Origin of the sequence: Clostridium sp. AN503 (assembly GCF_040719375.1) — a bacterium.
Lineage (GTDB): Bacteria > Bacillota > Clostridia > Lachnospirales > Lachnospiraceae > Brotaphodocola.
Window position 1 is genome coordinate 1,911,774 of sequence record NZ_JBFDTP010000002.1, and the last position, 26,887, is coordinate 1,938,660.

The 26,887-nt window shown below is 52.5% G+C and carries 22 protein-coding genes and 2 tRNA genes; 1 reads left to right on the top strand and 23 read right to left on the bottom strand.

What is annotated here, in order from left to right; genetic code table 11:
- Positions 1-18: 18 nt before the first annotated feature.
- The 8 genes from AB1I67_RS16230 to AB1I67_RS16265 all read right to left on the bottom strand — a co-directional run bounded on the left by AB1I67_RS16230 (position 19) and on the right by AB1I67_RS16265 (position 7,710).
- Positions 19-990, bottom strand: coding sequence for a helicase associated domain-containing protein (locus tag AB1I67_RS16230; RefSeq protein ID WP_367032630.1), 972 nt, complete (start codon positions 988-990; stop codon positions 19-21).
- A gap of 73 nt (positions 991-1,063) precedes the next feature.
- Positions 1,064-2,716, bottom strand: a complete 1,653-nt coding sequence (locus AB1I67_RS16235) for a helicase associated domain-containing protein (protein ID WP_367030943.1) — start codon at positions 2,714-2,716, stop codon at positions 1,064-1,066.
- Between the two features lie 78 nt (positions 2,717-2,794).
- A tRNA-Ala gene (locus tag AB1I67_RS16240) sits at positions 2,795-2,867 on the bottom strand.
- Positions 2,868-3,065: 198 nt separating this feature from the next.
- Positions 3,066-4,001, bottom strand: coding sequence for a M14 family metallopeptidase (locus tag AB1I67_RS16245; protein WP_367030944.1), 936 nt, complete (start codon positions 3,999-4,001; stop codon positions 3,066-3,068).
- A complete protein-coding gene (locus AB1I67_RS16250; protein WP_367030945.1) occupies positions 3,998-4,951 on the bottom strand; it encodes a M14 family metallopeptidase in 954 nt (317 codons plus the stop codon). The genes AB1I67_RS16245 and AB1I67_RS16250 overlap by 4 nt, the downstream gene beginning before the upstream one ends.
- The gene (locus AB1I67_RS16255; protein ID WP_367030947.1) at positions 4,948-5,727 is read right to left on the bottom strand and encodes a transglutaminase family protein; all 780 of its coding nucleotides are present in this window, start codon (positions 5,725-5,727) and stop codon (positions 4,948-4,950) included. The genes AB1I67_RS16250 and AB1I67_RS16255 overlap by 4 nt, the downstream gene beginning before the upstream one ends.
- A 16-nt stretch (positions 5,728-5,743) precedes the next feature.
- Positions 5,744-6,415, bottom strand: a complete 672-nt coding sequence (locus tag AB1I67_RS16260) for an alpha-E domain-containing protein (RefSeq protein ID WP_367030948.1) — start codon at positions 6,413-6,415, stop codon at positions 5,744-5,746.
- Positions 6,397-7,710, bottom strand: coding sequence for a circularly permuted type 2 ATP-grasp protein (locus AB1I67_RS16265; RefSeq protein ID WP_367030950.1), 1,314 nt, complete (start codon positions 7,708-7,710; stop codon positions 6,397-6,399). Before AB1I67_RS16265 ends, AB1I67_RS16260 begins: the two co-directional genes overlap by 19 nt.
- Positions 7,711-7,908: 198 nt before the next feature.
- On the opposite strand from AB1I67_RS16265, the gene AB1I67_RS16270 reads away from it, so the two are divergent.
- The gene (locus AB1I67_RS16270) at positions 7,909-8,784 is read left to right on the top strand and encodes a LysR family transcriptional regulator (protein ID WP_367030951.1); all 876 of its coding nucleotides are present in this window, start codon (positions 7,909-7,911) and stop codon (positions 8,782-8,784) included.
- A 697-nt stretch (positions 8,785-9,481) separates the two neighbouring features.
- Here AB1I67_RS16270 and AB1I67_RS16275 read toward each other — a convergent pair.
- The 15 genes from AB1I67_RS16275 to AB1I67_RS16345 form a co-directional block, all read right to left on the bottom strand.
- A complete protein-coding gene (locus AB1I67_RS16275; RefSeq protein WP_367030952.1) occupies positions 9,482-11,893 on the bottom strand; it encodes an ATP-dependent DNA helicase in 2,412 nt (803 codons plus the stop codon).
- 131 nt (positions 11,894-12,024) lie between these two features.
- A complete protein-coding gene (locus AB1I67_RS16280; RefSeq protein WP_367030953.1) occupies positions 12,025-12,267 on the bottom strand; it encodes an HPr family phosphocarrier protein in 243 nt (80 codons plus the stop codon).
- Between the two features lie 358 nt (positions 12,268-12,625).
- Positions 12,626-12,696 (bottom strand) — tRNA-Trp (locus tag AB1I67_RS16285).
- A 109-nt stretch (positions 12,697-12,805) separates the two neighbouring features.
- A complete protein-coding gene (locus AB1I67_RS16290) occupies positions 12,806-13,615 on the bottom strand; it encodes a hypothetical protein (RefSeq protein ID WP_367030954.1) in 810 nt (269 codons plus the stop codon).
- A complete protein-coding gene (locus AB1I67_RS16295) occupies positions 13,596-14,159 on the bottom strand; it encodes a sigma-70 family RNA polymerase sigma factor (RefSeq protein ID WP_367030956.1) in 564 nt (187 codons plus the stop codon). The genes AB1I67_RS16290 and AB1I67_RS16295 overlap by 20 nt, the downstream gene beginning before the upstream one ends.
- A gap of 162 nt (positions 14,160-14,321) precedes the next feature.
- Positions 14,322-15,686 (bottom strand): DNA repair protein RadA, encoded by a 1,365-nt coding sequence (radA, locus tag AB1I67_RS16300; RefSeq protein ID WP_367030957.1) that lies wholly within the window; start codon positions 15,684-15,686, stop codon positions 14,322-14,324.
- Between the two features lie 26 nt (positions 15,687-15,712).
- Complete coding sequence (locus AB1I67_RS16305; RefSeq protein ID WP_367030958.1) at positions 15,713-16,126, bottom strand: endosialidase; 414 nt, start codon at positions 16,124-16,126, stop codon at positions 15,713-15,715.
- A gap of 201 nt (positions 16,127-16,327) precedes the next feature.
- On the bottom strand, positions 16,328-18,787 hold the full coding sequence (locus AB1I67_RS16310; protein WP_367030959.1) for an ATP-dependent Clp protease ATP-binding subunit: 2,460 nt from the start codon (positions 18,785-18,787) through the stop codon (positions 16,328-16,330).
- Positions 18,788-18,842: 55 nt separating this feature from the next.
- A complete protein-coding gene (locus AB1I67_RS16315) occupies positions 18,843-19,877 on the bottom strand; it encodes an ATP--guanido phosphotransferase (RefSeq protein ID WP_367030960.1) in 1,035 nt (344 codons plus the stop codon).
- Complete coding sequence (locus AB1I67_RS16320; RefSeq protein WP_367030961.1) at positions 19,871-20,524, bottom strand: UvrB/UvrC motif-containing protein; 654 nt, start codon at positions 20,522-20,524, stop codon at positions 19,871-19,873. The genes AB1I67_RS16315 and AB1I67_RS16320 overlap by 7 nt, the downstream gene beginning before the upstream one ends.
- A 59-nt stretch (positions 20,525-20,583) precedes the next feature.
- Positions 20,584-20,967 carry a GntR family transcriptional regulator gene (locus AB1I67_RS16325; RefSeq protein WP_367030962.1) on the bottom strand — a complete coding sequence of 128 codons (384 nt, stop codon included), beginning with the start codon at positions 20,965-20,967 and terminating at the stop codon, positions 20,584-20,586.
- A gap of 72 nt (positions 20,968-21,039) precedes the next feature.
- Positions 21,040-21,933, bottom strand: coding sequence for a D-isomer specific 2-hydroxyacid dehydrogenase family protein (locus AB1I67_RS16330; RefSeq protein ID WP_367030963.1), 894 nt, complete (start codon positions 21,931-21,933; stop codon positions 21,040-21,042).
- 53 nt (positions 21,934-21,986) lie between these two features.
- Positions 21,987-22,805 carry an aspartate dehydrogenase domain-containing protein gene (locus AB1I67_RS16335; RefSeq protein WP_367030964.1) on the bottom strand — a complete coding sequence of 273 codons (819 nt, stop codon included), beginning with the start codon at positions 22,803-22,805 and terminating at the stop codon, positions 21,987-21,989.
- 83 nt (positions 22,806-22,888) lie between these two features.
- Positions 22,889-24,436: a cadherin-like beta sandwich domain-containing protein gene (locus tag AB1I67_RS16340; protein WP_367030965.1), complete on the bottom strand. Its 1,548-nt coding sequence runs from the start codon at positions 24,434-24,436 to the stop codon at positions 22,889-22,891.
- 46 nt (positions 24,437-24,482) lie between these two features.
- The gene (locus AB1I67_RS16345; protein ID WP_367030966.1) at positions 24,483-26,726 is read right to left on the bottom strand and encodes an SH3 domain-containing protein; all 2,244 of its coding nucleotides are present in this window, start codon (positions 26,724-26,726) and stop codon (positions 24,483-24,485) included.
- Positions 26,727-26,887: the final 161 nt, after the last annotated feature.

Consider the following 26,887-nt stretch of genomic DNA (forward strand, 5'->3'; position numbering starts at 1 on the left):
AAATTGTTTCTTTAAATATTATCTGTGCCGGGCATCCGGCCTGATGGATTTAAGTGTCCAGTCCATCTCTATATCATCCAGCATCTGTCTGCGTTCGGGCGTCATTCGATAGTTGGGATTTCCACGGGCTGCCTGACGCTGTGAGGAAAGCCACATTCCAAGTTTTGTGCCGTCGCCGCAAACAAAATTACTCGGTATGTTCAAATGTCCATTCGCCAAATAGAACGCTTTGGCAAGGAGATATTTGTTCATCCATTTCGCCTCGAAAGGATTCCATACCATCCCAATCCCATCCAGACGCTTTTTCTGTTCTGCCGTGAGCTTCCTGCCTCTGTCTTTTCCGCACGTTCTTCTGCGCTGATGTGAAATCCAACTGCCCAGATATTCTCCTTTTGGCGATATATAGGCTGGTGACACCCACAGATTGCCATACTCACGGTAATAGTTTTCCGCGACTTCAAACATAGCCTCCCATTTATCGCCTCTAACATCCCACTGGGCGCCCATTTTCTCAAGCGCTGCCAACTGGTAGCGAGCCCTTCGGTTATCAAGCGGATTCCACACGATCCCAAGCTGCTCCAGCATGTAGATCCTGTGGGAAGTTTGCTGGGATGCACGGTATTTTTCCCTCTGTTTTGAAAGCCACATGCCAAGATTTTCCCCCGCATTCGTTTTATAATCATGCGGGATCATAAGATCACCGTATTCTTCCCTGTAAGCTTTAGCCAGCTCGTACATGTCCTGCCAGCGTTTTTCAAAAGGCGCCCATAACATACCGGCCTTCTCCAGTTTTTGGATCTGCATCTGAGTCAGTTCATTGTTTCGGTAAGCCTCCCTTTGTGTGTTGATCCACCCCGCAATGTTGACGCCGGATCTGGTCTTTGCAGATGCCGGGACAAAAAGGTCCCCTGATTCACCACAATGCTCGCACACCTCCTGAAAGATCCTGTCCCACTTTCTGGATGTGAAATCCCTGTAAGTTTCTAAAATAGCCGGCCTTTCTTTTCATCCTGTTCTGTACTGTCACAATGCCACTTACAACCGTCATATTCGACCGCTGCTTTTATAGACGGTATATAAATGTCCAGCTCCACGCCAAACTCCTGCCAGCGATCCAGCTTTCCAGCCTCTGGAAAATGGGTTCTGAGATAAAAAGCAGCGCCTTTTCCTGAAAGGATGTACTTCCCATGATCGTTGCCCCGTCCCAGATCATCTCAATATCATTGAGCAGTTTTACATGCTCCGGCGTTATGACGGTTCTTCCGCCTCCGGTTTTCCCTGCAAGATAATTTTTATATCCTTTCCGCTGTCTTGATATCCATATGCCCAGATTGGCTCCATCCTCCGTCACATAATTACAGGGGATATTGAGTTTTTGATGGATCTGATAATAGGCCTTTGCATACTGGTACATGATCTTCCAGTTCTCATTTACCGGATCCCATAACATACCGATCTGTTCAAGACGTCTGACTTGCTCCTCTGACAGGCTTCCCCGCACTTGCTTTTTTGCGCCTCTCTGTGTCCTGATCCAGGTCCTTAGCTTTCCCGCAGGCAGATTTAAATGTCCATGGGTTTTATAAAAATCCTCCGCCTCTCGATACCATTCTTCCCACAGGGATTCCGAATCAACGGAAGCATCCCATACCATGCCAATCTCCTCCAGCCTTCTGACCCGTTCCAGATCAAAAAGCGGATTCTGTCCTGTCATATAATTTTTTCGCTGCGTGCTGATCCACTGGGCTAACCCCTGCTCATTTGGACGACTGGAATTCCTTGGAATCCTCAAATGCCCATTTTGGAGATAATACGCCTTTGCCTGCTGGTAGCGTTCCTCCCATACGCACTCCCGCACATCCCATATCATACCGATCTGCTCCAGCCTGTCTGCCTGATCAGGCAAAAGGCCGCCCCTGTGGTATTTCTGCCGCTGCATCCCCAGCCAATTTGCCAGGCATTCCGGCATTTCCAATCCCCGCTGTAAATACAGGCAGAGATACCCGTATTTCAGATAATATGTTTTTGCCTGCTGATAACGTTCTTCCCAGTTATTCTCCGCAATATTCCATACCATACCCAGCCCTTCCAGTTTGTTCACACGTTCCGCAGGCAGAACGCCTTTTTTATGGTATGCTTTCTGATTGACCAGCCAACTCCCCAGTTTTACTCCGTTTTCAGTGACATAACCAGCCACAGGAAATACACCGTTTTGTGAAACATAACCTTTTAGCAGATCAAATTTCACATCCCACATATCCCTGCGGAGGATTTCGGGTTCCCAGATCATACCAATCTGTTCCAGCAGCTTTTTCTTCTCCTCCTTGAGCCTCCCCTTTTTATGATCCATCCGCAGCCTGTTCACCCATATTCCAAGCTTTATTCCATCCGGTGTTATATAGGACTGAGGCACGCGCACGGTACTATAGCTGCCGGCATATGTCAGCAGCGCTTTATACTTGCGCTGCCATTCGGATTCCTTCGCATCCCACACCATCCCGATCGCATTCAGCCGGTCGATCCTGTCCTGTGTAAAACAGGGATTGACGCGTTTTTTATAATCTGTCCGCTGGGTCCCAATCCAGGCCCCCAATCGTTTTCCATCCCTTACATAATCGCCAGGAATGAGCAGATCTCCATGCTCTTTAAAATATTCTTTTGCCAGCTGATAGCATACATTCCAGATTCTATCAGGCTCAGACCGCTTCGGTTTTACCAACCTGCCCCTCCTCTCTGCAAAACAAAAAGCTGTATTCCAGTCCTTTGTCTAAGACTAAAATACAGCTTCCTCTGTTCATGGAGATAGTGGGATTCGAACCCATGACCTCTTGAATGCCATTCAAGCGCTCTCCCAGCTGAGCTATACCCCCATATGTCCGCAGCGCAGTTCATCCACGCTCCCCTTTTCCGGTTCACGCTATCTAAAACCTACACTGCTTATTACCAACATGGACATTATAGCATAAAAAGTCGTTTCTGTGAACTCCTAATTTTGCATTTTCTTTGTTTTTTTGCAACTTTCCCGCAAATATCGTTAACTGTTCAAATATTCATGAATGATTCTACATCTACTCATGCAGTCTCCGAATAATCTTGAAGATCACCGTCCCCTCCATGACCGTCGGCGCACTGTGGGCAAAAAACACGATCCCATCCGTAGGAGAAAGGACGCGGCTGATAACTTCCCCCTCCAGAGGGTCTATGATCGAAGCCAGCACATCCCCGCGGCGCACCTCCTGCCCCGGCTCGGCATGCCTGCGGTATATGCCCGGCAGGTCGTTTTTTACGGTAGTCAGGTCATCCTCCCGGATCACGCTGGCAAGATAGCCGCTGTGGCTGGTGTAGCGCAGGATCCCCATGCGGGTCAGGAAACGCAGCACGGATGCCACCGCCATCCGCGCGGATGGCTCGTCAATATGGCTGGTGGCGCTGGTATAAAGGGAAAATGCGCTGGTATTCCAGATCTGCCAGTTGTAATTGAGCGTGGTCGTGTCGATGGGCTTCGGCTTGCGGATGACCACATAAGGAAGACCGAACAGATTTGCCAGGCTGGGGCTCTGGAAACCGGTCTCCATCATCCTCACATGTGGAACGAAATCACCCTGGAGATAAAAGCTGGGGAACTGGATCCCATAGCTGTACCCCTGGATAGCATCAAAAAGTCCTGCAGCGATCCGCTGGGTGGTCTCACCTGCGTCATAACCAGGAAACATCCGGTTGATATCCGTATTGTCCGTGGCCCAGAACCGTTTGCCTATATTCATGGAGCTGTGGTTTACGGACGGGATCACCAGGATCTCATTGTCATGGACGATCGCGCCTTTCTCCTCTAAATCCTTGAGCGCCTTCACAAGCTGAGAGCAGATATACAGCTGCTGCACCTCATTGCCCCGGATCGATCCCACGATACAGGCGGACTTGTCCCCCTTCCCAAAATGAAACCCATAGATATCCAGATCATCCCGGTAGCTGTTCCTCAGCGAAAATAGTTTTTCCTTTCTCATGTAAAATCACCTCCCAGCACCCGGGCGATCAGGGAGCCGCAGGACACCACCGGGTATTCCCGCAGCGTAAAGAGCATGCCATGGACCGGCGCCACCACATCCTCCTCCACCGTACCATCAAGGGGATTTAAGATCCTGCCGATCCTCTGCCCCTTCTCCACATTCCTCCAGTGCTCCACGGTCGGAATAAAGATCCCCGGCGCGTTGGCATTGACAAAGCCCACTTCGCCGTCCTCCGATACGATCGGTTCCTTCGGCTCAATCGTCTCCCCCTCCCAGATGCCCATATCCTTCATCACGCAAAATATCCCGTCCGTCAGCTGATGGCAGAAATGCTCCGTGATCCGCATCCCTACCCCCATCTCAACAACCACAGTCGGCACGCCGATGGTATTCAAGCTGTGGGCCAGTGTGGACTCCAGAACCGTAGCCGCCGCATGGACCCACACAAAATCCAGGTTCAGCCTTGTGGCAAACGGAAGCAGGTTCTCTGCTGTATTCACATTGATCCTGGCCTGGGGGATCTCACGCAGGAAAATATTGCTGGCATGGATATCAATGCAAAGGTCCGCCCCGGCAATATCCTGAACGATCTTAGCCGCCACATGCTCCGCCACGCTCCCCTCCTCGCTGCCGGGAAATATCCGGTTCATGTCCAGGTCAAACATGGGGATCCCCCTGGAAATGGAGTCCACTCCCAGAGGATTTAATGCCGGGTAGATTTCCACAATGCCTTTCAAGCATCCCTTATGCTCCCGGATGATCCGGTTCATCTCGTAGCACACGTACTGCCCCTCCAGCTCATCGCCGTGGGTCCCCGTCACGATACAGATCCGTTTCTCCTTCCCGGTCGGATGTTCCGGTACAAGCACATGCTTTCTGACCCGCAGCTTTTCATCCACCGCCAGGCCCACCTCCGCCACCGTCTCTACAGTATCCTTATCTCTCAAAATACTTCTTCCACCTTTACATATATTTGCTGTGTCTGGGAAGCAGGCCCCAGAAACCAGCCTTTATCCACCGTACCGTCCGCAAAATCACGGCCATGGGTCAATTTGATATAATTTTCATCCACCAGGCAGTTATGGGTCGGGTCAGCGCCGATCCACTCCGTTCCTGTCCATAGCTCCGTCCAGGCATGGGTGGCTCCCTCTCCCAGGAGCATCCCCGCCACATATCTGGCGGGAACACCTGCCAGACGACACAGACTGATAAAAATATGGGCGTAATCCTGGCAGACTCCCTGCCCGCCTGCAAACGCCTCCGCTGCCGTTGTTTTTACACTTGTCACTCCCGGCACATAAGCAAACCGCCCGAACAGACGGTCCATCAGAAACAGGATTCCCTCCCTGCCGGAAACCGGTCTGCCAAAGGCATCCGCCGTCTCCCTGAAAAAACTGCGGAGCCTGTCATCCGGGACCGTATACTCAGACGGATAGCGATACATGGGATGAAACCCGGAAATCCTGCCTTCCCGGATCTCCACCACCCCCTCTGCTTCTACCCACAGGCTGTCGTGAGGCGCTTCTATGACCCCCGCATATCCCCGGTTTCCAAACCCGTCCCTCTCCTCGTTTAAGGACGCCCTGGGACGGACGTTGCAGAAATATCCGGATGCATGCTGCCGCTCCGTCTCCATAGGCCTCAGCCGGAACAGGAAATGATGGTCCGTTACTTCCCGGTCAAATCTAAGGTCCATCTCATATCGGAAATGCAGTTTCTTCAATCTTCATCACTCCAGTTTAAAAAATATGCCACAGGGCGTTGATGGCGTCATAATACCGCTCCTGCCAGTCCTCACCCAGATTGATCACCTCGGTCAGTTTATCTACCTCTGACAGATTATACCCAATCCGGATTTTATGCAAGCGGTTTAGGAATTTATTGTACTCTTTTTCAATGGCACGGTAGGGATATCCCAGCCGCATATAAAGATCCATCCGCTCCAGGTACTTTCCGCACTTGATGATATTGCGGCACTCCTCATCCTCCACATTGTCATCCAGACAGCCCCAGAATGCGAACAGATAATCCAGGACCGGCTGCAGGTCATAGACCAGCGCCTGAGAATCCGCTGCCTGCTCGATGCAGTCCAGGGACATCTGAAGGTAGGACAGCGTGGTGCTGCTCAGTTCGTCCCGCAGTACCACCCCATTATCAAAAGCCCGCAGCATATTGCTGTAAACGGAATTAGGATCCGACGGGGAAAACAGATAGGTCCGGACAAAATCCTCCTTGTCCGCATACACCATCGGAATCGCCAGCTTATCACAGAACGCGCGGTAAGCGTTCTCGTCCATATCCAGCATTTTATCGAAATAAGTAAAAAATGTATTGAGTGTTGTAAATACACGTTCCGTATAACGCCCCAGCCAAAAGAGATGGTCCGATTTTTCTATCGAGATAATACCCATGTGTCTTTAAATCCTCCTCCCTGAGATGAATTGACCACAAAAGAATCCGGATTGCGCGAGAACCGGGTCAGGCCGCTCGCCCACACCTTCGTCGTATCCCCGGTCAGTACAAAGGCCCGCAGGTCCGCTTTCCGCGGCACGCTGCCATCCCCATCCACAATATCCAGATCGATAAAATCGATCACTTCCTGGGCAATGAAACGGCGCGGTTCCTTTGCTATGGCCCGCTTTAAATCCTCCAGCCCCGCCTTCGATAAATCCCTGCCGAAGATCACGCCGTATCCGCCGGCCTCCGATACATCCTTCACTACCAGCCTTTCCAGATGCTCCAGGATAAACTTCCTGTCTTTCTCATAAAAAGCCAGGTAAGTGGGGGCATTGCTCAATACCGCCTCCTCGCCCAGATAATATTTCACCATATGCGGTACAAAGTAATAAATGCCCTTGTCGTCCGCCACGCCGTTGCCCGGCGCATTGACCAGCGCCACGTTCCCGCTCCGGTACACATCCATGATGCCCGGTACGCCGATCAGGGACTCCGGAACAAAGCACATGGGATCCAGATATTCATCAGAGATCCTGCGATAGACGGTGCCAACACGGAGCTGTCTGCCGTGATACTGGCGGTAATACAATCTGTTGTCCTCCACATAAAGATCCTGAGGCATAGCCAGGATCGCCCCCGACCGCTCCGCCAGATAAGAATGCTCAAAGAACGCCGCATTGTACCGCCCCGGCGTCAGTACCACATTGATCCCGCCTGTATTGACCGCATCCATAACCTCCTTGAGCATGGACGCATAATTCCGGTTGTCCAGAATGTGGTTGCTCATAAAGGTCCTGGGCGAAGCCTGCCTGGTCAGCTCCCTTGCGATCATCGGATAGGAAGCCCCCGACGGAATCCTTAAGTTATCCTCCAGGATATACCAGTTCTGGTCCTTCCCCTGTACCAGGTCGATGCCTGAGATATGGCTGTAGATGTTCTTCGGCGGAGCCACACCTTCGCACTGGGGCAGATACCCCCTGGATGAGAAAATGAAATCCTCCGGGATCACACCATCCCGCACGATCTTCTTCTCCCCATAGATATCAGCCAGAAAACAGTTCAGCGCATCCACGCGCTGTATCAGCCCCCGCTCCAAAAATGCAAATTCCTCTGCCGAAATCACCCTCGGCAGAGGGTCAAACGGAAACAATTGCTCATGGAACTCGTGGTTCTTGTAAATCCCGAACTTTACCCCGTACCTTGCCATCAGACGGTTAATTCCTTCCATATGCTCTACCAGCTCTCTCATCAGCACCCCACCCTCTCTTTTCTTAACTACCAAAGACCAGATTAAATTTGGATACAAAAAAGGGCGCCCCAAATACACTTGAGCGCCTTTACTTTAAAAAATAATATACACCAAATTCCACCATTTGTCAATTTTTTCTCTTTACAAGCCTATCATGATTATGATACGATAAACAAAGATTTATAAGGAGGGCTAATAATGGATATCAATTATGAATTATACAAAGTTTTCTATCACGTAGCGAACACACTGAGCTTTTCCGAGGCATCCAAACAGCTGTTCATCTCCCAGTCTGCGGTCAGCCAGTCCATCAAGGTCCTGGAAAAGAAACTGAACCAGCCATTGTTCATCCGCAGCACCAAGCGGGTCCAGCTAACGCCGGAAGGTGAGATCCTCCTAAAGCACATCGAGCCTGCCATGAACTTAATCAAGCAGGGTGAAAACCAGCTCTTAGAAGCCAACACCTTAAACGGCGGACAACTGCGCATCGGAGCCAGCGACACCATCTGCCGCTACTATCTGATCCCATTTTTAAAGGAATTCCATAAAAAGTACCCAAATGTACACATCAAGGTAACGAACCAGACCTCCATCGCCTGTGCCAGGCTGTTGGATTCCGGACAGGTGGATTTCTCCATCACCAACTATCCCAACTCTGGTCTGTCCAACACCCAGAACGTGCGGATCATCCATGAATTCTATGATGTATTTGTAGCCAACGAAGAATATGCAGCCTTAAAAGACCGGGTAGTCAGCCTGAAAGAGCTTCAGACCTGTCCGATCCTGATGCTGGACCGCAAGAGCACCACCAGCGAGTTCCTCCACAGCATGTTCCAGCGCCATCAGCTGGACCTGGTCCCGGAGATCGAGCTTTCCAGCAACGACCTGCTGATCGACTTGGCCCGCATCGGCTTAGGGATTGCTTTTGTACCCAACTACTGCATCCCGGCATCAGAAAAAGACCTTTTCATCGTAAACCTGGAAGAACAGCTCCCCGCACGCCAGATGGTGGTGGCATACAACGAGAATCTGCCGTTGTCTCAGGCTGCGAAGCAATTTATGGATATGCTTTGAGGGGGACGCAGCCGATGGTGGGGAGTTGAGGGAGAGAATGCGGGGGCGGGAGGGGCAGGTGTCCGTTTCGGGCATAAGGGGCTCTAACGCAAACCGAGGGGGAAATCAGGGCAACGCTCCAGCTACGGAGAACTCCTGATGAGTTCTCCTCCGCGTCGCGCTCCGCCTGGGTCCTGTAAACCCAGGCTCCGACCCTGATTTCCCCCTCGGTTTGCGTAAGTGCCCCTAATACCCTGCAAAAAACACCTGCCCCTCCCGCCCCCGCATTCTCTCCCGGCAAAGTCTACAATATCGGCTGCTGTGCCCTGGCTCGCCTGGGTAAAAAACCAAACTTTATTTTTATGCTTTTACCCTGCTTTTTTCTATCCGGAGGCCAGAAGTTATTATAAAGGTATAAAGGTGGACTGCACTTTGTAGTGGCAGCCAGAGCACAGGCCGTGAAGGGGCGACGGGGGTTGGTCTGCGGGATGGGATTGCATCTTGCGGAGGTTTGGAACCGCTTAGGTCCTGGCGGCAGAGAAAGGGTGGACGCAGTCTGACGCACAACGTCAGACTGCGAGGGGACCGGAGAAGCGGATTCATCAAGAATCCGGTTCGACTGTCCCCGGTGCCGCGCTTTCACTGCCGTCAGGGCCTTAGCGGTTCCCACCGACGGCAAACAGCAATCCCATCCCGCAGACCAACCCCCGTCGCCCCTTCACGGCCGTCCCCCCTCGCTGTCCCCCTCCCAAAACCGCCTCAACCACCCACCAACACTCCTCCGGTTAACCTCTCCATATTCCGCCCACTCCCGCGGGAACATCCCCTGCACTTCCGGGCGCAGGAAACGGTCGTCCAGGAGCAGGATCACTCCCCGGTCGTTTACGGTACGGATGACCCGGCCTGCGGCCTGCATTACCTTGTTCATCCCCGGATACTGGTAAGCATAATCGTAACCATTATCGCCTTTCTCCTCAAAATATGCCTTTAAGATCTCCTGCTCTGTGCAGACCATGGGAAGGCCGGTGCCAACGATGACCGCCCCCTCTAAGCGCTCTGCTTTTAGGTCAATTCCTTCAGAGAAGATGCCGCCCAGGACACACAGGCCTACAAAGGACTGGTCTCGCTCCGCCTCAAAATCCGCCAGAAATTCCTCCCGCTCTGCCTCAGACATATGGCTGCCCTGCATTTTCCAGGTAAAGCTCCCGTCAAAATCCTCGTCCAGCTGCCGTTTGACCGCTTCCATGTACTGGTAGGAGGGAAAGAACACCAGATAGTTTCCGCGGTGGCTTTCTGCCAGGGCTCGGATATAATCCACGATCTTTGCAAACTCAGCACGGTTCCTGCGGGTGTAACGGCTGCTCACATCGGAGCCGATCAGCAGAAGCCGGTTCTCTCTGGCGAAGGGGGATTCGGCGTAAACCGCATAATCCTCCTCATTGCCGCTGAGCAGCTTTTTATAGTAGAGAATGGGAAGCAGTGTAGCCGAAAAAAATACGCTTCCCCGCCCCTTTGCAAGACAGTCGGCAAGGCACTTGGACGGGTCTATGCAGAACAGGCGCAGGCGGAAGGCCCCATCCTGTCCCAGTTCTGTGTAAATGCGGTAATGATCGTCCAGACCTTCATACATGTTCAGGAAATGCCGCACATCAAAATAAAAGTCCAGAACAACATCCCGGTCCGTAAACTCCTTTTCTTCCTCCATAAAGCTCTCAAGCTCTGCAAACGCGGCCATAAGGTTTGCCGCAAGAAGATTCACATCCTCAAGCACCTGGTATCCTTCACAGCTACGCTTCAGCTCCAGCAGGTTCTTGTTGCATTTATCCAGACTCCGCTCCACCTTGGAAGCATCGCCCCTGCGCCACCCTCCTGCGTGTCCTTTTAGAATGCGCCGGACGGTCAGCACATCCTCTTTTACCAGCACTGCGCTGAACATTTCCCTGGCGCGGTTCACAAGATTGTGGGCCTCGTCGATCAGGAATAAGTAATCTCCCGTGACGCCTTCAGCGAAATAGCGCTTCAGCTTCGCGTTGGGATCAAAAACATAATTGTAATCGCAGACAATCCCATCCACCCAGTTGCTGATATCCAGGCAGAACTCAAACGGACACACGTCGAACTGCCGGGCGTACAAAAGAACTGTCTCCCTGGTGATCCCGGACTCCTGATGGATGATCTCATACACGGCGTCATTTACCCGGTCATAATGTCCTTTTGCATAAGGACAGGCGTCCGGGTTGCACTCGGTCTTCTCCAGGGGGCACAGTTTTTCTTTGGCTGTGATGGTCACAGTGCTGAAATACAGACCATGCTCCCGCAGGAGGTCAAAGCACTCCTCTGCCACGCTGCGGGTGATCGTCTTGGCTGTCAGATAAAAAAGCTTCTCCCCCAGTCCTTCTCCGATGGCTTTCAGCGCCGGAAAAACCGTGGAAAGGGTCTTGCCGATGCCGGTTGGCGCCTGGATAAATAAGTTCCTGCCGCGGCTGATGGAGCGGTAGACCGATACCGCCAGCTCTTTCTGGCCCTCCCGGTACGCATAGGGAAACTCCAGATCATGCAGGGACTCATCCCGTCTGAGCTGATGAAGGTACAGATATTCCGCCCACTTCACATACTCGTGGATGAGTCCCTCAAACCATTCGGTAAGTTCCTCAAATGTTTTCTCCTGTTTAAACCTGCGGATCTCCTCTGTCTCAATATTGCAGTATGTGATCTGGATCCCGATCCGCTCCGTGCCATGATCGTAACAGTAGATATAGCCATAACACAGCGCCTGGGCCAGATGGACCCCCATAGGTTCTTCTAAAAGAGCCAGGTCCAGGTACATGCCCTTGATCTCATCGACCGTCACCTCCGTGGGCGTCTCTATGATCCCGTCGGCCCGACCTTCGATGACAATCTGGTACCGGTCCTCCTCCACAACATGCTTCATGGGCACCTCAGCGCGGTAATCCGCCCCCATCCTGCGCTGGATCTTCCGGTGGATCCTGCTTCCCGCCTGCATGGCGTCCTTCTCTGCACCGGAGGTGCGCCGGTTGTCAATATCCCCGCCGCGCATCACAAACTCCACAAGGTTCCGCACAGATATCTTTATTTTCTTTTTGTCCTCTGATACTTCCGTCGTCTTCATAATCTCTATTGTAATACAGCAGAAAACGGCGGGCAAGCACTTTTCTTGTGCCGCCCGCCGTTTCCTGCCGTTTGTAAAGTTATAATCCCTGGTTTTATGTCGATAGTCTCTGTCCTGTATTCTGTCTGATGTTACGCGATCTTAGCCTCTGTCGGAGCTACTGTCTCCAAAAATTCTTCAAATACTTCGTTCTCACCGTACATCCTCACGGTCAGCACGCGGGTCAGGTCCAGGCTCAATACGCCCAGGATGGACTTTGCGTCGATGACAACACGGTTGTAATATACATCAACATCAAAATCACATCTCATTGCCGCTGTAACGAATTCTTTTGCTTCCTCAAGCGTCATCAGTTTGATTTTCTTTTCTTTCATACTAAAACAACTCCTTTAAAATAAAACGCCAACTACCGTGTTGACATAGATATATCATGTTTTAGGTATAAAGTCAAATTTTGTTTCATAACGAAACAGTGAATTTTTATGGTTGTTTTTCACGTATTTTCCATAGGCGTATTTCCAATTTTTGCATTATTTTAACATACTGGTAGGATTTCCCTTTTTCGACATAAGGAAAATGCCGGGGTTTTTGATTTTACCAGGCTGAAAAACCACCAATTTAAAACAAATTTTAAATGGATTCAGGGGGCTGGATACAAAAAACTGAATATCCTTCTGAAAATTAAAAAAGTTCTTAAAACATAGTGTTTTAAGAACCATGACTCAAATCAAGCAGGGGAAGAGGGGCTCGAACCCCCATCTACGGTTTTGGAGACCGCTGCTCTACCATTGAACTATTCCCCTTTACGTTAAGGCTTTTTCTCAACGCGCTTGATTATAATATCATATCCTTGTACTTCTGTCAACAAATTTTTTAAATTTTCCGCACAACTGTTGCAATTTTTACTGTCTGCTAGTTCGCGCTGTCAATGATCTGCTTCGCCATGCTTTCCATCTCTTCCTGACCAGGCGCATTTTCATCATTGGATATCAAGAGATATCTGGTCCCATCATCATCCCACTGCATGAAGTGGAACGTATCATACTCGATCTCGTCCGTTCCAAAGGAAAGATAAAGCTCTCCCGCCTCCACAGCCTTTTTTACATCCTCCGAAGGCTCATAGGAGGGCGGTGCGAACATATATTGATCTTCTTTATAGAGCAGCGTCCTTCCCTCATACTCCGTGCTTGTAACTTTCCCCTCAAATGGTTCGTCCGCCGCCCGCACCTTATGAGCCGTAATGGTCAGGTCATGACCGCCGTTTTCATAAAACAGCATAACTTCAGGAAAGGACTCCACCACATTGCCTGCGTCATCCCGCGCTTCTGTATCCGTTTTATATCCCACGCGGAACCGGTAACCATTGTCGAACTCTTCAACCACCTTCATGGCAAATCCGGTGTCTGCCTCTACGGCTGAAAGTTCGGCAAAGTTCTTATAACTGGGCTGATCCACTCTGGTGCCGGTATAGTATCCCGTTATCTTCCCAGCGGCCAATGCGGCTATTGTTCCAAATATACACATGGCTGCGGCCACTAAAACCACCTTTTTCTTAAATCCAAGCCTCATAGCTGTCTCCTCCTTATATGCGTCTGACTGTTTCTCCGACTGCGCTTTTATGTTCTTAAGCATCTCCTGCTTACGGTTTTGCGGCATGGAAACCGGCATACTTTTTTCTTCCAGAGTTTCCTTCAGCAAAGCTTCAAATTTCCGTCTGTCCATATTCCATCTGCTCCTCTCTGATCCCATTTCCCAGAATCTTCCGCGCTGTGTACAGTCTGGACTTTACGGTCCCTTCCATACATCCCAGCACACGGCTGATCTCCCTGGTAGACATCTGATTAAAGTAATAAAGGATGATCACTGTCCTCTGCTTCTGGTTCAGCTTACGGATGCGGTCGTACAACTCTTCCTTCTGCTCATTTTCAAGCACTTTGTTAAGAGGAAGATCGTCTGTGGCCGGTTCCGCCCTGTCATAGATTTTTTCCACAGGCTCCCCCCGCCGCTTCCGCCTGCCATACCGCCATGCGGTCCTGGTCATGATCTGATAGATCCACGTGGTAAATCCGGCCGGGTCCCGCAGGCTTTTGCAGTTACAGTAACATTTTACAAAGGTCTCCTGGACTATGTCTTCGCTGTCTGCATGATTGCCGGTTATCAGATACGCTGTGCGCAGCAGCCTGCTCTGATACAGCTCGAAAATCCGGTCAAACGCCTCTGTATCGCCTTCCTGCATAAGGCGGACCAGTTTTTCCTGCTCATCCATGTCAAAACCTCCTTTAGTCTTATTTGGTGCACCTGCTTATAAGAGCCATCTAACAGGAAAATGGTTCATTTTCCAGAAAAATATTGATCCACAAGATGTAATTTCCTATGAATCAATAAAGCCGTCTTCCTATTATGGAAAACGGCTCTATGCCATCATGTTCTATATCAGATTGATCGCTTCCCGGACATTGTTCACTCCGTAAAGCCGGATCTTGTCGGTATGTTTCATCTTCTCCAAGGAGACCTTCGGCAGGATACAGGCCTCAAAGCCAAGCTTAATGGCTTCATTGACCCGCTGCTCCGCCTGGGATACGGCGCGGACCTCTCCGGAAAGCCCCACCTCCCCGAAGATAATCGTCCTGGGATTCACCGGCTTATCCTTCATGCTGGACACCAGCGCAAGGATGATCGCAAGATCCAGGGCTGGTTCATTCATCTTGACACCGCCTGCGATGTTCACATACGCGTCGTAACGGGACATCTCATAGTGGCAGCGCTTCTCCAGCACCGCCATCAGCAGATTCACCCGGTTGTAGTCGGTTCCCGCCGCAGTCCGCCGGGGCATTCCGAAATTGGTCTGGGTAACCAGGGCCTGCACCTCCAAAAGGATCGGGCGGGTGCCCTCAATGGAACATGCCACTACCGCTCCGGACGCCTCCTCCGGCCTGCCGCTGAGCAGATATTCGGACGGATTCTCAACCTCCACCAGTCCCTGTTCCTGCATCTCAAAAACGCCGATCTCATTGGTGGAACCAAAACGGTTCTTGACCCCGCGAAGGATCCGGTAAGACGCATTGCGCTCCCCTTCAAAATACAGGACCGTGTCAACCATATGCTCCAGCACGCGGGGACCTGCCACCACGCCTTCCTTCGTCACATGTCCAACAATGAATATGGCGATCCCCATGCCCTTTGCGATCTGCATCAGGATATTGGTGGATTCCCGCACCTGGCTGACGCTTCCCGGAGCTGACGACACATCCTCGCGGAACATGGTCTGGATGGAATCGATGATAACAATCTCCGGTTTTACGGAGCGGATGGATTCTTCAATATCATCTAAATTGGTCTCGCACAGGAATAAAAGCTCTCCTGTGATCTTCCCGATCCGGTTCGCCCGCAGCTTGATCTGTTTTAGAGATTCCTCACCGGATATATAGAGCACCTTCCGGCCGGATGCCGCCAGATTCCGGCAGACCTGCAAAAGCAGGGTAGACTTGCCGATGCCCGGATCGCCTCCAACCAAAACCAGGGAGCCGGCAACTATGCCGCTCCCCAGTACCCGGTCCAGTTCCTGGTATCCGGTAGATACCCGGTCCTGTTCATCAATTGATACTTCCTCCAGCTTTACCGGCTTCGTCACCTGGCGGATCCCGCTGCCGGCACGGCCGGACGGTTCTCTCTTCGCCACAGGCTCCTCCACCATGGTGTTCCATTCCTTACATGCCGGACACTGTCCCACCCATTTGCTGGATTCATAACCGCACTCCTTACAAAAGAAGGCGGTTGCTTTCGCTTTTGCCATATGTTATGTATTCCTGTCTCTGTGTTCTATCTTCTTACTACCTTCACGTGGCTGGCTACGCCTTCGTTCAGCTCGACACTTGCCACCAGCTTGCCGCTCATGTTCGTCTTCATACCGCCTACGGCTGCTCCGTCCACATAAACCTCATATTCTGTGTCATCCTCCAACTGGATCGTGATCTGTGCATCCTTATCGCCTTCTACGGTGAATTCTACGCCGTCGTTATTCACGGAAAAGTGCTCCACGGAGGTACCCGGCACGGACTCGTATACGAAGGAGCCGTTGCGCTCCAGCTTGGTGATCTCATAAAATGTCTTGATCTTATATAAATCTCCTGCGTGCTCAAAATCCTGCAGTTTGGACTTGGTGTCTAACTTGTAATTCCCAAAGCTGATAGTTCCGTCTGCTTCAGAACGGATCAATGTCTCAATAACTGGCATTTGTTTGCCCTCCTGGTATTTTATGATTTGGGTTGTATCGCGGCTCCCTGCGGCCCGCAGTGCAGCTCCGTTCCGGGCTTCGCCCTATGAAAAATCCCGCGGACAGACTGGCTCTTGTGCAAACACAACGCCAATCTGTCCGCGCGCTTTTCCGCACTGCTTATGGCTTATAAATATTATACACCCCTCACCTGATTTTAGCTAGTTCTTTATCACCTCACGTGACAAAAATTTCAGAGCCTCGCCTTCCCGCACTACCTCAACTTCTTCTCCCGCGTGTACCGTACCGTCCAAAATAGCTTCCGCCAGCTTGTCTTCCAACTGGTTCTGGATGGCCCGGCGCAGGGGTCTTGCCCCGTATTTCTCGTCGTATCCCTTCTCTACCAGATATGCTTTTGCCTCCTCTGTAACATGGAGTGATAAGTCCATCTGGCGCAGGGTGCGCTTACAGATGCCGGTGAGCATGATATTTACGATCTCTTTCATATTCTCCTGGTTTAACTGGTGGAATACGATGATCTCATCAATCCTGTTTAGGAACTCCGGCTTGAACAGGCGTTTTACTTCTTCCATAACGCGGTCCTTCATGAATTTGTACCGCTCTTTTGCGTCGTCACTGGATGCAAATCCCAGACGCTTCGGGGAGATGATATTTTCCGCTCCGGCGTTGGAGGTCATGATCAGGACTGTGTTTTTAAAATCAATCTTCCGGCCCTGGGCATCGGTAATATGCCCGTCGTCCAAAACCTGCAGCAGGATATTGAATACATCCGGATGCGCTTTTTCGATCTCGTCAAACAGGATGACCGAATAGGGATTCCTGCGGACCTTCTCACTGAGCTGGCCGCCCTCCTCATATCCCACATATCCTGGCGGAGAACCGATCATCTTGGAAACGCTGTGCTTCTCCATATACTCCGACATATCTACACGGATCAAAGCATTCTCCGTTCCGAACATCGCCTCGGCAAGAGCTTTGCACAGTTCGGTCTTGCCCACGCCCGTGGGCCCCAAGAAGAGGAAGGAGCCAATGGGCCGTTTCGGGTCCTTTAGTCCTACCCTGCCGCGCCGGATCGCACGTGAGACAGCGCTGACCGCCTCCTCCTGCCCAACCACACGTTCATGAAGAATGGACTCCAGCTTCTTTAACCGCTCAGACTCCTCCTCTTCCAGCTTCCTTACCGGTATCTTAGTCCAGCCGGAAACCACATCGGCGATCTCACCCTCGCCTACCACCAGCTTCCGGGAAGTCTTCTCTTTCTGCCATTTGGCACGGATCTTCTCAATCTTCTCCCGTTTTTTCTCCTGTTTTCTCTTGATATCCCCGGCCTTTTCATATGCCTCTGCCTTGATCGCCGCTTCTTTCTGCTTCTCCAAGGCCTCGATATCTTTTTCCAGCTCCTTGATCTCAGCCGGTTCCACATAGGTGGTAAGGCGCGCCTTGGAGGACGCCTCATCGATTAAGTCAATGGCCTTATCCGGAAGGAACCGGTCGTTGATGTATCTGGCGGACAGCCGCACAGCCGCTGTCAGAGCCTCGTCCGTAATGGTCACCTTATGATGCTCTTCATATTTGGGCCGAAGTCCTTTTAAGATATTGATGGAATGCTCCTCACCCGGTTCCTCAACTGTAACCGGCTGGAATCTGCGCTCCAGCGCCGCATCCTTCTCGATATATTTCCGGTACTCCTCGATGGTAGTCGCTCCGATCAGCTGGATCTCCCCTCGTGCCAGGGACGGCTTTAAGATATTGGACGCGTCAATGGCGCCCTCTGCGCCGCCTGCCCCTATGATCGTATGGATCTCATCGATGAACAGCAGGACTTCCCCGTCCTCCTTCACCTCAGATAATACCTTTTTGATCCGCTCCTCGAATTCTCCGCGGTATTTGGAACCTGCCACCATACCGGACAGATCCAGGGTAAGGACCCGCTTTTCCGCAATGATCTCCGGCACATCCCCGTCCGCGATCATCTGAGCCAGTCCTTCCACCACAGCCGTTCTTCCTACTCCCGGTTCTCCGATCAGGCACGGGTTATTCTTGGTCCGGCGGCTCAAGATCTGGATGACCCGCTGGATCTCCTGCTCTCTTCCGATAACCGGGTCCAGCTTGCCTTCCCGCGCCATGGCGGTCAGATCCCGGCTATAGCTGTTTAAGGTCGGCGTCGCCGCTCTTCCCCTACCGGTTTTTCCAGTCTGCAGTTCTTCCCTGTTGGCCGGTGCGTCCTCCCCCATGGCTGAGAGCAGCTCAATGTATAACTTCTGGATACTGACCCCCATCGTATTGAGGAGCCGCGCTGCCACACAGTCGCTGTCCCGGATCATGGCGATCAAAAGATGCTCTGTCCCAATGAGAGGCGCCTTGAACCGCACAGCTTCCCGGTAGCTGTTCTCCAGCACACGGGTGGCGCTGGGCGTATAGGCGCTCCGCTCCGCCATACCTACGGACTGGTTCGGAGAGATCAACTGGCTGACCAAGTCCATCACCTTATCCGCCTTCACGCCGCAGGCATCCATCACCTTCGCCGCTACGCCATCCCCCTCACGCAAAAGTCCGATCAGCAGATGCTCCGTGCCCACATAGCTGTGGCCCAGCTCCTCCGCCGAATCCACGGCGAGCCCGATCGCGGTCCTCGCCTGTTCAGTAAATCGATCTATCATCAATCAGTCCTCCTTGTTGTCTAATCGTAACTGTATCATATCTCTACAGTGACTCCTAATCAATATCCGGCAGCTCCGCCCGCAGATAAGATGCGCGCGCCATATCCAGCTCCTCCTTGCCGAGGGGCCTGTCGGAAAGCTTCTGTAAGTTGGCCGGCTGGATCCCCAGCATCAGCCGGTACACCTGGCACGGTTCCTCTGTCTGGAAAATACCGTCGTCAAGTCCCCTCATAAGCTGTGACAGGAACGTCATGGCATCCTTAAAAGACAGCCTTCTGGCGTATTTTAACACACCATAGGATTTATATGCTTCATCGGCGCATTCCAGACTATGTTTTTCCATCGCCATCCTGCGGACCTGCATCTCCTGGTTGGAAAGCTGAACGGCAACCCGTGTCACCAGATCCAGAATCTCTTTTTCACTGACTCCCAGAGTCTTCTGGTTGGACACCTCATAGAGGGCGCCGTAATTCTCACTGCCTTCCCCGTACACGCCCTTGACGATGGCGCCAAATCGCCCCATCTCCGTCACCAGGCCGCCGAACTTCTTTCCCATGGAAAGGCTGGGCAGATGAAGGATCACTGACGCACGAAGCCCGGTTCCCACATTGGTCGGAAAGGAGGTGAGATAACCGTACTTCTCATCAAAAGCATAGGTAAACCGTTCGTTGATATAGTCATCCATCCGGTCTGCCTGCTTCCACAGCTCCTCCAGATGCAGACCCGTGGACAGAGCCTGGAGGCGGATGTGATCCGTGCCGTTTAACACGATCCCTACATCCTCCTCGCCGGAGAGCACCAGCCCTGTGGGCGCCTTCCGGGATGCTATGGTGGAGTTGAACACGCGGCGTTCCCTAAGCGCCTTCCGTTCCAGCTCCCCCAGCTCCTCCAGGTACGTGTATTCGTAATGTTTCCCATCCAGAGAGCCCAGATCGCGGAGCCCGTACTCCATGCGGTGTATCAGCTCCATCCCCTCCTTCGGGGTGAGCCTGGATGGAAATGCATACTGGTCCCAGTTGCGGACCAGGCGTACCCGGCTGCTGACAATACCGGGCCGCTCCCTGTCAACCTGCTCAAACCATTTTAACATTCTCCGATTTCCTCTCTCAATTCTTTGATCATATCGCGGTAACGGGCCGCAGCCTCATATTCCTCCCGCTTCAGCGCCTCGTGGAGCCGTGCATCCAGGATCCGGATCTGCTCTGCTGTATCCGCCCCCTGACTGCCAGAACCGGTATCAGGAGACCCGCCGGGCGCTCCATGACCGGACGCTGTGCTGCCGGGTACTGCGCTCTCCTGCGCTGTGCCTCCGTCCGATTTCCCACGCTCCATGGCGGTCTGTCTCCCTGATGATTCATCCGGATTAAACTTAGGACGCTTGCCCTTGTGGGTATCGCTTCCCTGGAGCTGTTTGATATTGTCGCTGATCAACAGGTCAAAGACTCCGTAGCAGTCCGGGCATCCGAACCTGCTGTTCTTCACAAACTCCTCATAACTTGTCTTACAGGTGGGACACACCACCTGATGGGTATTCTCTTTTTCGTGGACATCTCCAACGCCCAAAAGCCCTGACAGCAGCTTTCCTAACGGGAAATCGCTGTCAAATATAGCCGAATACGGACCGAAATCCAGCTCCCTTGCACACTGGGCACAGAAATTATGTTCTTTTTTCACGCCGTTAACAATCTCGGTGTACTGGATGTTGGCCTCCCTGATCTTACAACGCTCACATAACATGGCAATCCTCCATCTGTTTTCCTCTCATCCTGCAAATCCGGGTTCGTCTGCATTTTTGATTAGTCTCTGCACTTTCTGGTATAATAATCATATATTTCATCCACCAGATTATGCACCTCACTGCGGCTCACATTTTTACAGATACTGTGGGCCAGCAGCACGGCCAGCTCTCCCTTAAGCTTCTCGATCGCTTCCATCTTATCTACATCCAGGGCGATCACAGCGCCGCGGCGGCGGTCCAGCTTGATGAACCCCTCCTGCTTCAATACAGAATATGCTTTATTTACCGTATGCATGTTGATCCCGATATTGTCCGCAAGCTGCCGGACCGACGGCAGGGAATCCCCTTCATGGATCCGTTCCGTCGCGATCCCGATGATGATCTGGTTCCGGAGCTGGATATATATGGCTTCCTCGCTCTCAAAATCAATTTTCAGTATCATATATTCCACCATCTTTCATCTTTACTGTTATATAGTCAGTATAACAGTATTATATCAAAAACAGCGGCGAAGTCAAGTCGCCGCTGTCTTAAGATTTGCTAATACTTTTTCACTGAGCAGCACAAATGCCTGCCTGGTCCGTCCGGCGGATGCGTTGGCGCAGATCACGCCGGGATGGGAAAGCAGCTCCCCGGTCGGGTCTCCCAGAGCTCCCGCCGTATCGCAGACAAAGTAGTTGCCGCCCTGATCCAGCCAGTTTTTCAGTGCCGGGATCTCATGGGAGGGCCCGATGGAAGTGTTGAACAGGATCTTTCCATTGCCCAGAGCCTCAAACTCCTCCTGTCCCAGCAGGATCACATTCTTGTTCAGGCAGGTGAAGACCACGTCATTGTATTCCAAAAGCTCCTTCAAAGGCCGGTAGGCAAACCCGTCTGCCTCCCGCTCAGGCTTGCGGGTACGGCTGTAATAGGAAACCTCCGCGCCCATGAACTTCAGGGCATCCGCGATCATGCCGCCGGACACGCCAAGCCCGGCGATCCCCACCTTAAGGCCGGTGATCTCCTCCGGCAGCTCCTTCCACATGGGACGGTCATAGCCGTGGAGGAGACGTACCAGCTCGCACAGGACAAACTCTACCACGCCCCGGTCTCCGTAATCGCGGATCCCAAGGACCCGGATCCCCTTTTCGCGGGCAAATGCAATATCCACGTTGGCGCTCTCCTCCGAGTACAGGCTGCAGCACATGCCAATATAACGGACCTTGTCACAATGCTCCAGCACATACCGGTCGATCCGCGAGGTATAGCTCAAAAGCACTGCGTCCGCCTCACCGATCCTGCGGATGATCTCCTCATCGTCACCGGGTACATCCGGGTACATCACAACCTCTTTCGCATAATCATATAACCGCTTCTCTGCCTCGTCCACAAGGCTTACCGGCTCAATAGCCACCAATTTTTCAAACATGATCCTTCCCCTCCTGATTTGTGATCTGTTTCTATTTCAAACAACTGCCCTTCCTAAAATACGATCGGCGACACGATATTGCGCAGGACCGCCACCATGCTCCAGCCAGCGATCTCACTGGTGCTGGAATAGATGTCCACAACCGCCTTCACCCCTGGGATCTCTGCTGTGATCTTGTGGTCGTCTCCAATAAATTCAGGCACGCTGTAGATATCTACGCCTGTTTTTTCCGGCCCGGTGGTGGCAAGGGATGCTGCCACCGCCACATTCACCTTGGTGGGCAAAAGCCCGATGGCTTCCCTGGCATTACCGTGGAATACGTGGGTTTCCGACTCATCTTCCATCAAATGTTCCTCAAAAAGCGGCGTGTTCTTCAGGGATTTAGGGCCTTTGTGGGTCTCGATCCCGGAAACCGTGATCCCCTCAGCCCTGGCTCCGCCTGCCGCTGCCTGCCCCATCAGGGACACTGTTCGGAGGACATCAAAGCCGCCCACCGCGCCGGAGGCAATATAGACCCTGGTGCCGTGCTGAGCCGCAGTCTGCCTGATCCGCTCGTAAAATTCCGTGTCTGCAAATGCTCCGATAGACAGCACGACGAGACTGCTGCCGGAGGCCAGGATCTTCTCAGCAGAATCCTTTATCATCTGCACCGATGCCGCTTCTGTTATGTACTCCGGTTTCTGGGCCAGCAGCTCTTCTAAGCTTTTACAGGCCGGACAGCCCGCTTCCGCCGCCAGTTCTTTCGTGGTCTGCGGATTCCTTCCCATCACGCCTACGATCTCATATTCATCCAGAAATCCGTCCTTCCACGCCTTTACCACGACGCCGGACAGATATCCGCTTCCCAGGATTCCCAGTCTTTTCTTTCCCATGATCTATTTCCTCACTTTTTCTTTTCTATGTGGAAAAAGCCAGGCCCCGGCAGTTACCGTCCTGGCTTTTTATCCCCTACAGCTTATTTATCATCATCCAGGTCGAAGACTTCAAAATCGTCGTCATCCTCGTCATAATCCGCCGCTTCCGGCATCTCCACAGCCGTCGCCGCAGCCGCTTCCATCGCCAGCTTTGCCTCAAGGCTCTGTTCTACGGCATCTGCCGGTACTGACCGGACCGGGATATGCTCCAGCTCCCCAGCCTCCTCTGGCAGATACTCCTCAGAATCGTACTCTTCTTCCTCGTACTCTTCCTCCTCGCCCATCATATAGCGCTCTTCTTTGCTGAGCTTTTTGCTGCCTGCTCCGCGGGAAGATCTGGAAGGCTTCTTCTCCGGCTCCATTTTATCCCGGTAAGCGTCTCTGCCGCCCTGGTTCCGCCTGGAAGCCATGGTCAGAGTGATGATCAGGATGATCAGCAGGACTACTGCAAATGCCATCGCCGCGATAGCGATCCATTTCACCATGGTATAGTCGTCAATCAGGTCATTGTATTTCTGTGCTACATCTGTAAGATTCGGATCCACCGCTTCTGCACCGTCCTGGAAATATCTCTGGATGGTCTTATCCGCCATGTCATATCGGTAGAAGCCCTGGTTTCCGCTCTCACTCACGCCGTAAAGCACGCAGTAATCCGGCTGTCCGTCCGTCTGCGGGATCCAGCCCTGTACCTTGGTATCGCCGATGGTGATCGTGCTCTCCTTTAAGTTTGCAGGAGCCGCCACACCCTCTGGCAATGCGGTAATGCCAAGCTTGAACGGGGTCTTCGCCGCCTCTAACTGTGCCAATACCTCCAGATCCGCGCCTGCGGCCGCTGGCGCCGTCTCACCGGCTCCGGCATTCTCACCGCCCTCAACCTTGCTGACTGTGATCGTGTAATTCTTCACCGTAGTGCCGTCCTCTGCAGTAACACGGCAGACAACCGTATTGTCACCAGGCTGAAGCTCTGTACCACCCTCCACAGCCACCGTAGCCTTATCACTGTTCGGCAGGGCTCCAATGGCAAGCTTTTCTGTCTCCAGACCTACGGTAACCGCATAATTCTCCACTGCCGGATCGAATGCCGGCGTCAGTACGCCCGGTGAAACCTCCAGGGATTTCAGCAGGGCGTCATTGGAATAGCTGGCAGGAGCTGTGATGGTGATGGCAGAACTGCCCTGTTTATCCAGGGTAAGCATCTGGCCGTCCTCATCATAACCCTCCCATGAGGTGACGGTGATCTGGGTAGATCCCGCCTGCAGGGCTTTGAATTTCAGGGTGGAAGCGATCTCGGTCTTTCCCTCCATGCCGCTGGTCACACGCAGCGCTCCGGAGCCGCCGTTTACGTTCTCCGAGCCGCCTGTATATTCCAGCATATTGGCATCATATGCCAGCATTACATTGGTATTCCCCAAAACATCCCCGCTGGTGGATGTAAACTTCATGGTGACGCTCACCTCGCCGCCCACCTCGGCGGACGGATCTGAAAATGCGATCTTTGCATTCGCCGCAAAACTCTGGAACGGCACAGCCACAGCCATCAATATGACTACAGCCAGTCTCAGACAAACCTGTTTAAATTTCCTGTTCATATATTCTCCTGTCTCTCTCATTGCTGTTTTATATTTTGGCCATCCATCAGCCGCCCGGGCTGACAAACGTCACGTTATTGCCGCCGGGCGCCGTATTGGTCCCCGGACTGCCGCCCGCACCGGGCGTCGCGCTGGTTCCGGGGTTGGCTCCGGCTCCAGGGTTATTGGAGGGGTTGCTGATCCCCGGGCCGCCGTTTGAGATTCCCGGACCGCTTGCATTCGCACCAGGCACGTCGATGGTCACATTCGTTCCGCCGGATGAAGGTGTCCCGCCTGTGGAAACGCCTCCGCCCAATGCCGCATTATATGTAGGGCCGTTGTTCTGGCGCACCACATGGATCGTATAGGTCCGCTCCGTTCCATTCTCTGCACGCACCACTACAGATATCTCATTGCTGCCGCTCTGCAGCTGGATATTGCCCGTACCTCTTACGGATGCCTTAGAATCGATCGCCGAAGCGCCAATAGTCACATTCGTAACAGAATGGTCCACAATCAGGTCATAGGACGTGGTATCCTTGTTAAATGTAGGCGTAAGTGTAAAGCCCTCTGCACCCAGGCCGTTCAGTTTATTATTCGGGCTGCCGTCCACAGTCGGTTTGGTGCACGGAGACGCCGGCATATTCGTATAGACCGGAATCTTAAAATTCAGCGCCGTATTCTTCTGCTGCGCTGTAAATCCTTCCGCCAAAATGGATCCCTCTGCCGCAGCCCCGTCTACATTGGTCATATATTGATGCTTGTACATATTGCTGCCCTGGACATTGTATTTCTTCAAATACAGCGTGTCCTGGCCCGCCTTCACATAGTTGGTCCCATAGAACTCAGCCCCTCCGGAAATAGAGCCCTCCGGCGTAGTCCATGGCCTGCCGTAGCTGCCTGCCTGGGACGCATACCACAGTCCGCGCTGTACGGCTCCCATGCCGTCAGAGGCATAAGCGCCCACATTAAAATAGTTGTAATATCCCGTATATCCTGCGTAATTGCCGGAAATGGAGTTGCCGCGCCCGTCGCTTCCCTGCTCCTGGATGATCATCGCCGCGATCACATAGGGGCTGACGCCGGAGGTCTGGGCCGCGTTCATGATCGCGTCCGCATAGCTAATGCCAGAAGCCGTCCCGGATACCGGAGCGCCTGGTGTACCGCCCGGAGTACCGGAAGGCGTACCGCCCGGAGTCTGGCTGGTACTTGAGCTCTGGCCGCCTGGTCCTGCCGTGATGACCGTACTGGTCCCTACCAATGCAGTCTCATGCCTGCTGATCGATGCCTGGGGGCCCACCAGCCTCACATCTCCGCCTGCACTGCCCTGGCTGCTGCCTTGTCCCGCATCCTGGCCTGCGCCCTGGCTGTTATCCTGACCGCCCTGGCTTCCTCCCGGACCTACGACCACAGCTCCCTGGCCTCCCGGCGCCGAGCTGGTTCCACCGCCTGACATTCCGGGCCCGACTACATTGCTGGTCCCACTGCCGGGATTAGAACCGCTGCTGCCGCCTGCCGCTCCTGAGGCACTGCCGTTTGAGAGCACACTGCCGCTCATAAAGGTCCCTGCAAGCATGGACTCAAGTCCCTCCTTCGTATGGATAGAGGGATTATACGTCTGGTCCATAAACTGAAAGACCGACACTTCATCCAGAAAATTCCTCGGGTCCATGTAGTAGCACAGGATATCCTCCGAGGCCCCCACCCAGGTGCTGCCGTCAAATCCGGTCCAGGTCCCTGTATCCCAGTTATATGCACCGTCTGCTGTTGATTTATAAGAAGAAATACTGTTTTTATGTACCAGGTTCCGCCCTACTACGCCTTCGTTCTGGATCACTGTATTCCAGTCCAGGCCAGTATGCATGGCTGTAAATGTCCAGCTTGGATACTGGGCATGGATCTGCCTCAGACCATCCTTATAGGACTCCGGGAACCCCTGGGCTGAAAGCTGCGCTTCAAAGTTCGCATCATGGGAATAAGCCACCGGAAACTTCACATATGTATTTAAGACATAACCGGTGGACGCTCCACCCCCTGTACCAGTAAAACGGATCTGGTACCAAAGCTTGCCATCAGAACCCGTGGTCTCACCGATCACAGTAACAGCTGCTCCTTTTGATAATTTAGTCACCTGAGAATATGTGGTACCTGCACCACTTCTGACATTCAGACTGGACGCATTGATAGTCGCTGCTCTCTCTGTATAGGCGTATGCCTGATACTTGAGGGCCAGTGCCCCCGCCGGGGCGTGTATACTCAGAACCAGTCCCAGCATTGCTGCCAGGCCTTTTCTCCATGCTCGTTTTTTCATCTAGCTTCTCCTTGGAAGTTGGAACCCGAAAAATAACAGGATTCATCCATTTTTTACATGCTTCTTATTATAATGACAAAACAAAGGATAGTCAACCAAATCAAAACAAACTTCACATAATCGCCATAATTTGTAAGAAACTTTTAATCATAATCTAACCG

Excerpts from the sequence above, each read along its gene's own strand:
- AB1I67_RS16290 (WP_367030954.1), bottom strand. The coding sequence starts at position 13,615 with ATGGACAGACGGAAATTTGAAGCTTTGCTGAAGGAAACTCTGGAAGAA.
- AB1I67_RS16335 (WP_367030964.1), bottom strand. The coding sequence starts at position 22,805 with ATGGGAAAGAAAAGACTGGGAATCCTGGGAAGCGGATATCTGTCCGGC.
- AB1I67_RS16305 (WP_367030958.1), bottom strand. The coding sequence starts at position 16,126 with ATGCCAGTTATTGAGACATTGATCCGTTCTGAAGCAGACGGAACTATC.
- AB1I67_RS16295 (WP_367030956.1), bottom strand. The coding sequence starts at position 14,159 with ATGGATGAGCAGGAAAAACTGGTCCGCCTTATGCAGGAAGGCGATACA.
- AB1I67_RS16310 (WP_367030959.1), bottom strand. The coding sequence starts at position 18,787 with ATGATAGATCGATTTACTGAACAGGCGAGGACCGCGATCGGGCTCGCC.
- AB1I67_RS16330 (WP_367030963.1), bottom strand. The coding sequence starts at position 21,933 with ATGTTTGAAAAATTGGTGGCTATTGAGCCGGTAAGCCTTGTGGACGAG.
- AB1I67_RS16340 (WP_367030965.1), bottom strand. The coding sequence starts at position 24,436 with ATGAACAGGAAATTTAAACAGGTTTGTCTGAGACTGGCTGTAGTCATA.
- AB1I67_RS16315 (WP_367030960.1), bottom strand. The coding sequence starts at position 19,877 with ATGTTAAAATGGTTTGAGCAGGTTGACAGGGAGCGGCCCGGTATTGTC.
- AB1I67_RS16245 (WP_367030944.1), bottom strand. The coding sequence starts at position 4,001 with ATGAGAAAGGAAAAACTATTTTCGCTGAGGAACAGCTACCGGGATGAT.
- AB1I67_RS16265 (WP_367030950.1), bottom strand. The coding sequence starts at position 7,710 with ATGAGAGAGCTGGTAGAGCATATGGAAGGAATTAACCGTCTGATGGCA.
- AB1I67_RS16270 (WP_367030951.1), top strand. The coding sequence starts at position 7,909 with ATGGATATCAATTATGAATTATACAAAGTTTTCTATCACGTAGCGAAC.
- AB1I67_RS16280 (WP_367030953.1), bottom strand. The coding sequence starts at position 12,267 with ATGAAAGAAAAGAAAATCAAACTGATGACGCTTGAGGAAGCAAAAGAA.
- AB1I67_RS16320 (WP_367030961.1), bottom strand. The coding sequence starts at position 20,524 with ATGTTATGTGAGCGTTGTAAGATCAGGGAGGCCAACATCCAGTACACC.
- AB1I67_RS16345 (WP_367030966.1), bottom strand. The coding sequence starts at position 26,726 with ATGAAAAAACGAGCATGGAGAAAAGGCCTGGCAGCAATGCTGGGACTG.
- AB1I67_RS16260 (WP_367030948.1), bottom strand. The coding sequence starts at position 6,415 with ATGGGTATTATCTCGATAGAAAAATCGGACCATCTCTTTTGGCTGGGG.
- AB1I67_RS16275 (WP_367030952.1), bottom strand. The coding sequence starts at position 11,893 with ATGAAGACGACGGAAGTATCAGAGGACAAAAAGAAAATAAAGATATCT.
- radA (WP_367030957.1), bottom strand. The coding sequence starts at position 15,686 with ATGGCAAAAGCGAAAGCAACCGCCTTCTTTTGTAAGGAGTGCGGTTAT.
- AB1I67_RS16325 (WP_367030962.1), bottom strand. The coding sequence starts at position 20,967 with ATGATACTGAAAATTGATTTTGAGAGCGAGGAAGCCATATATATCCAG.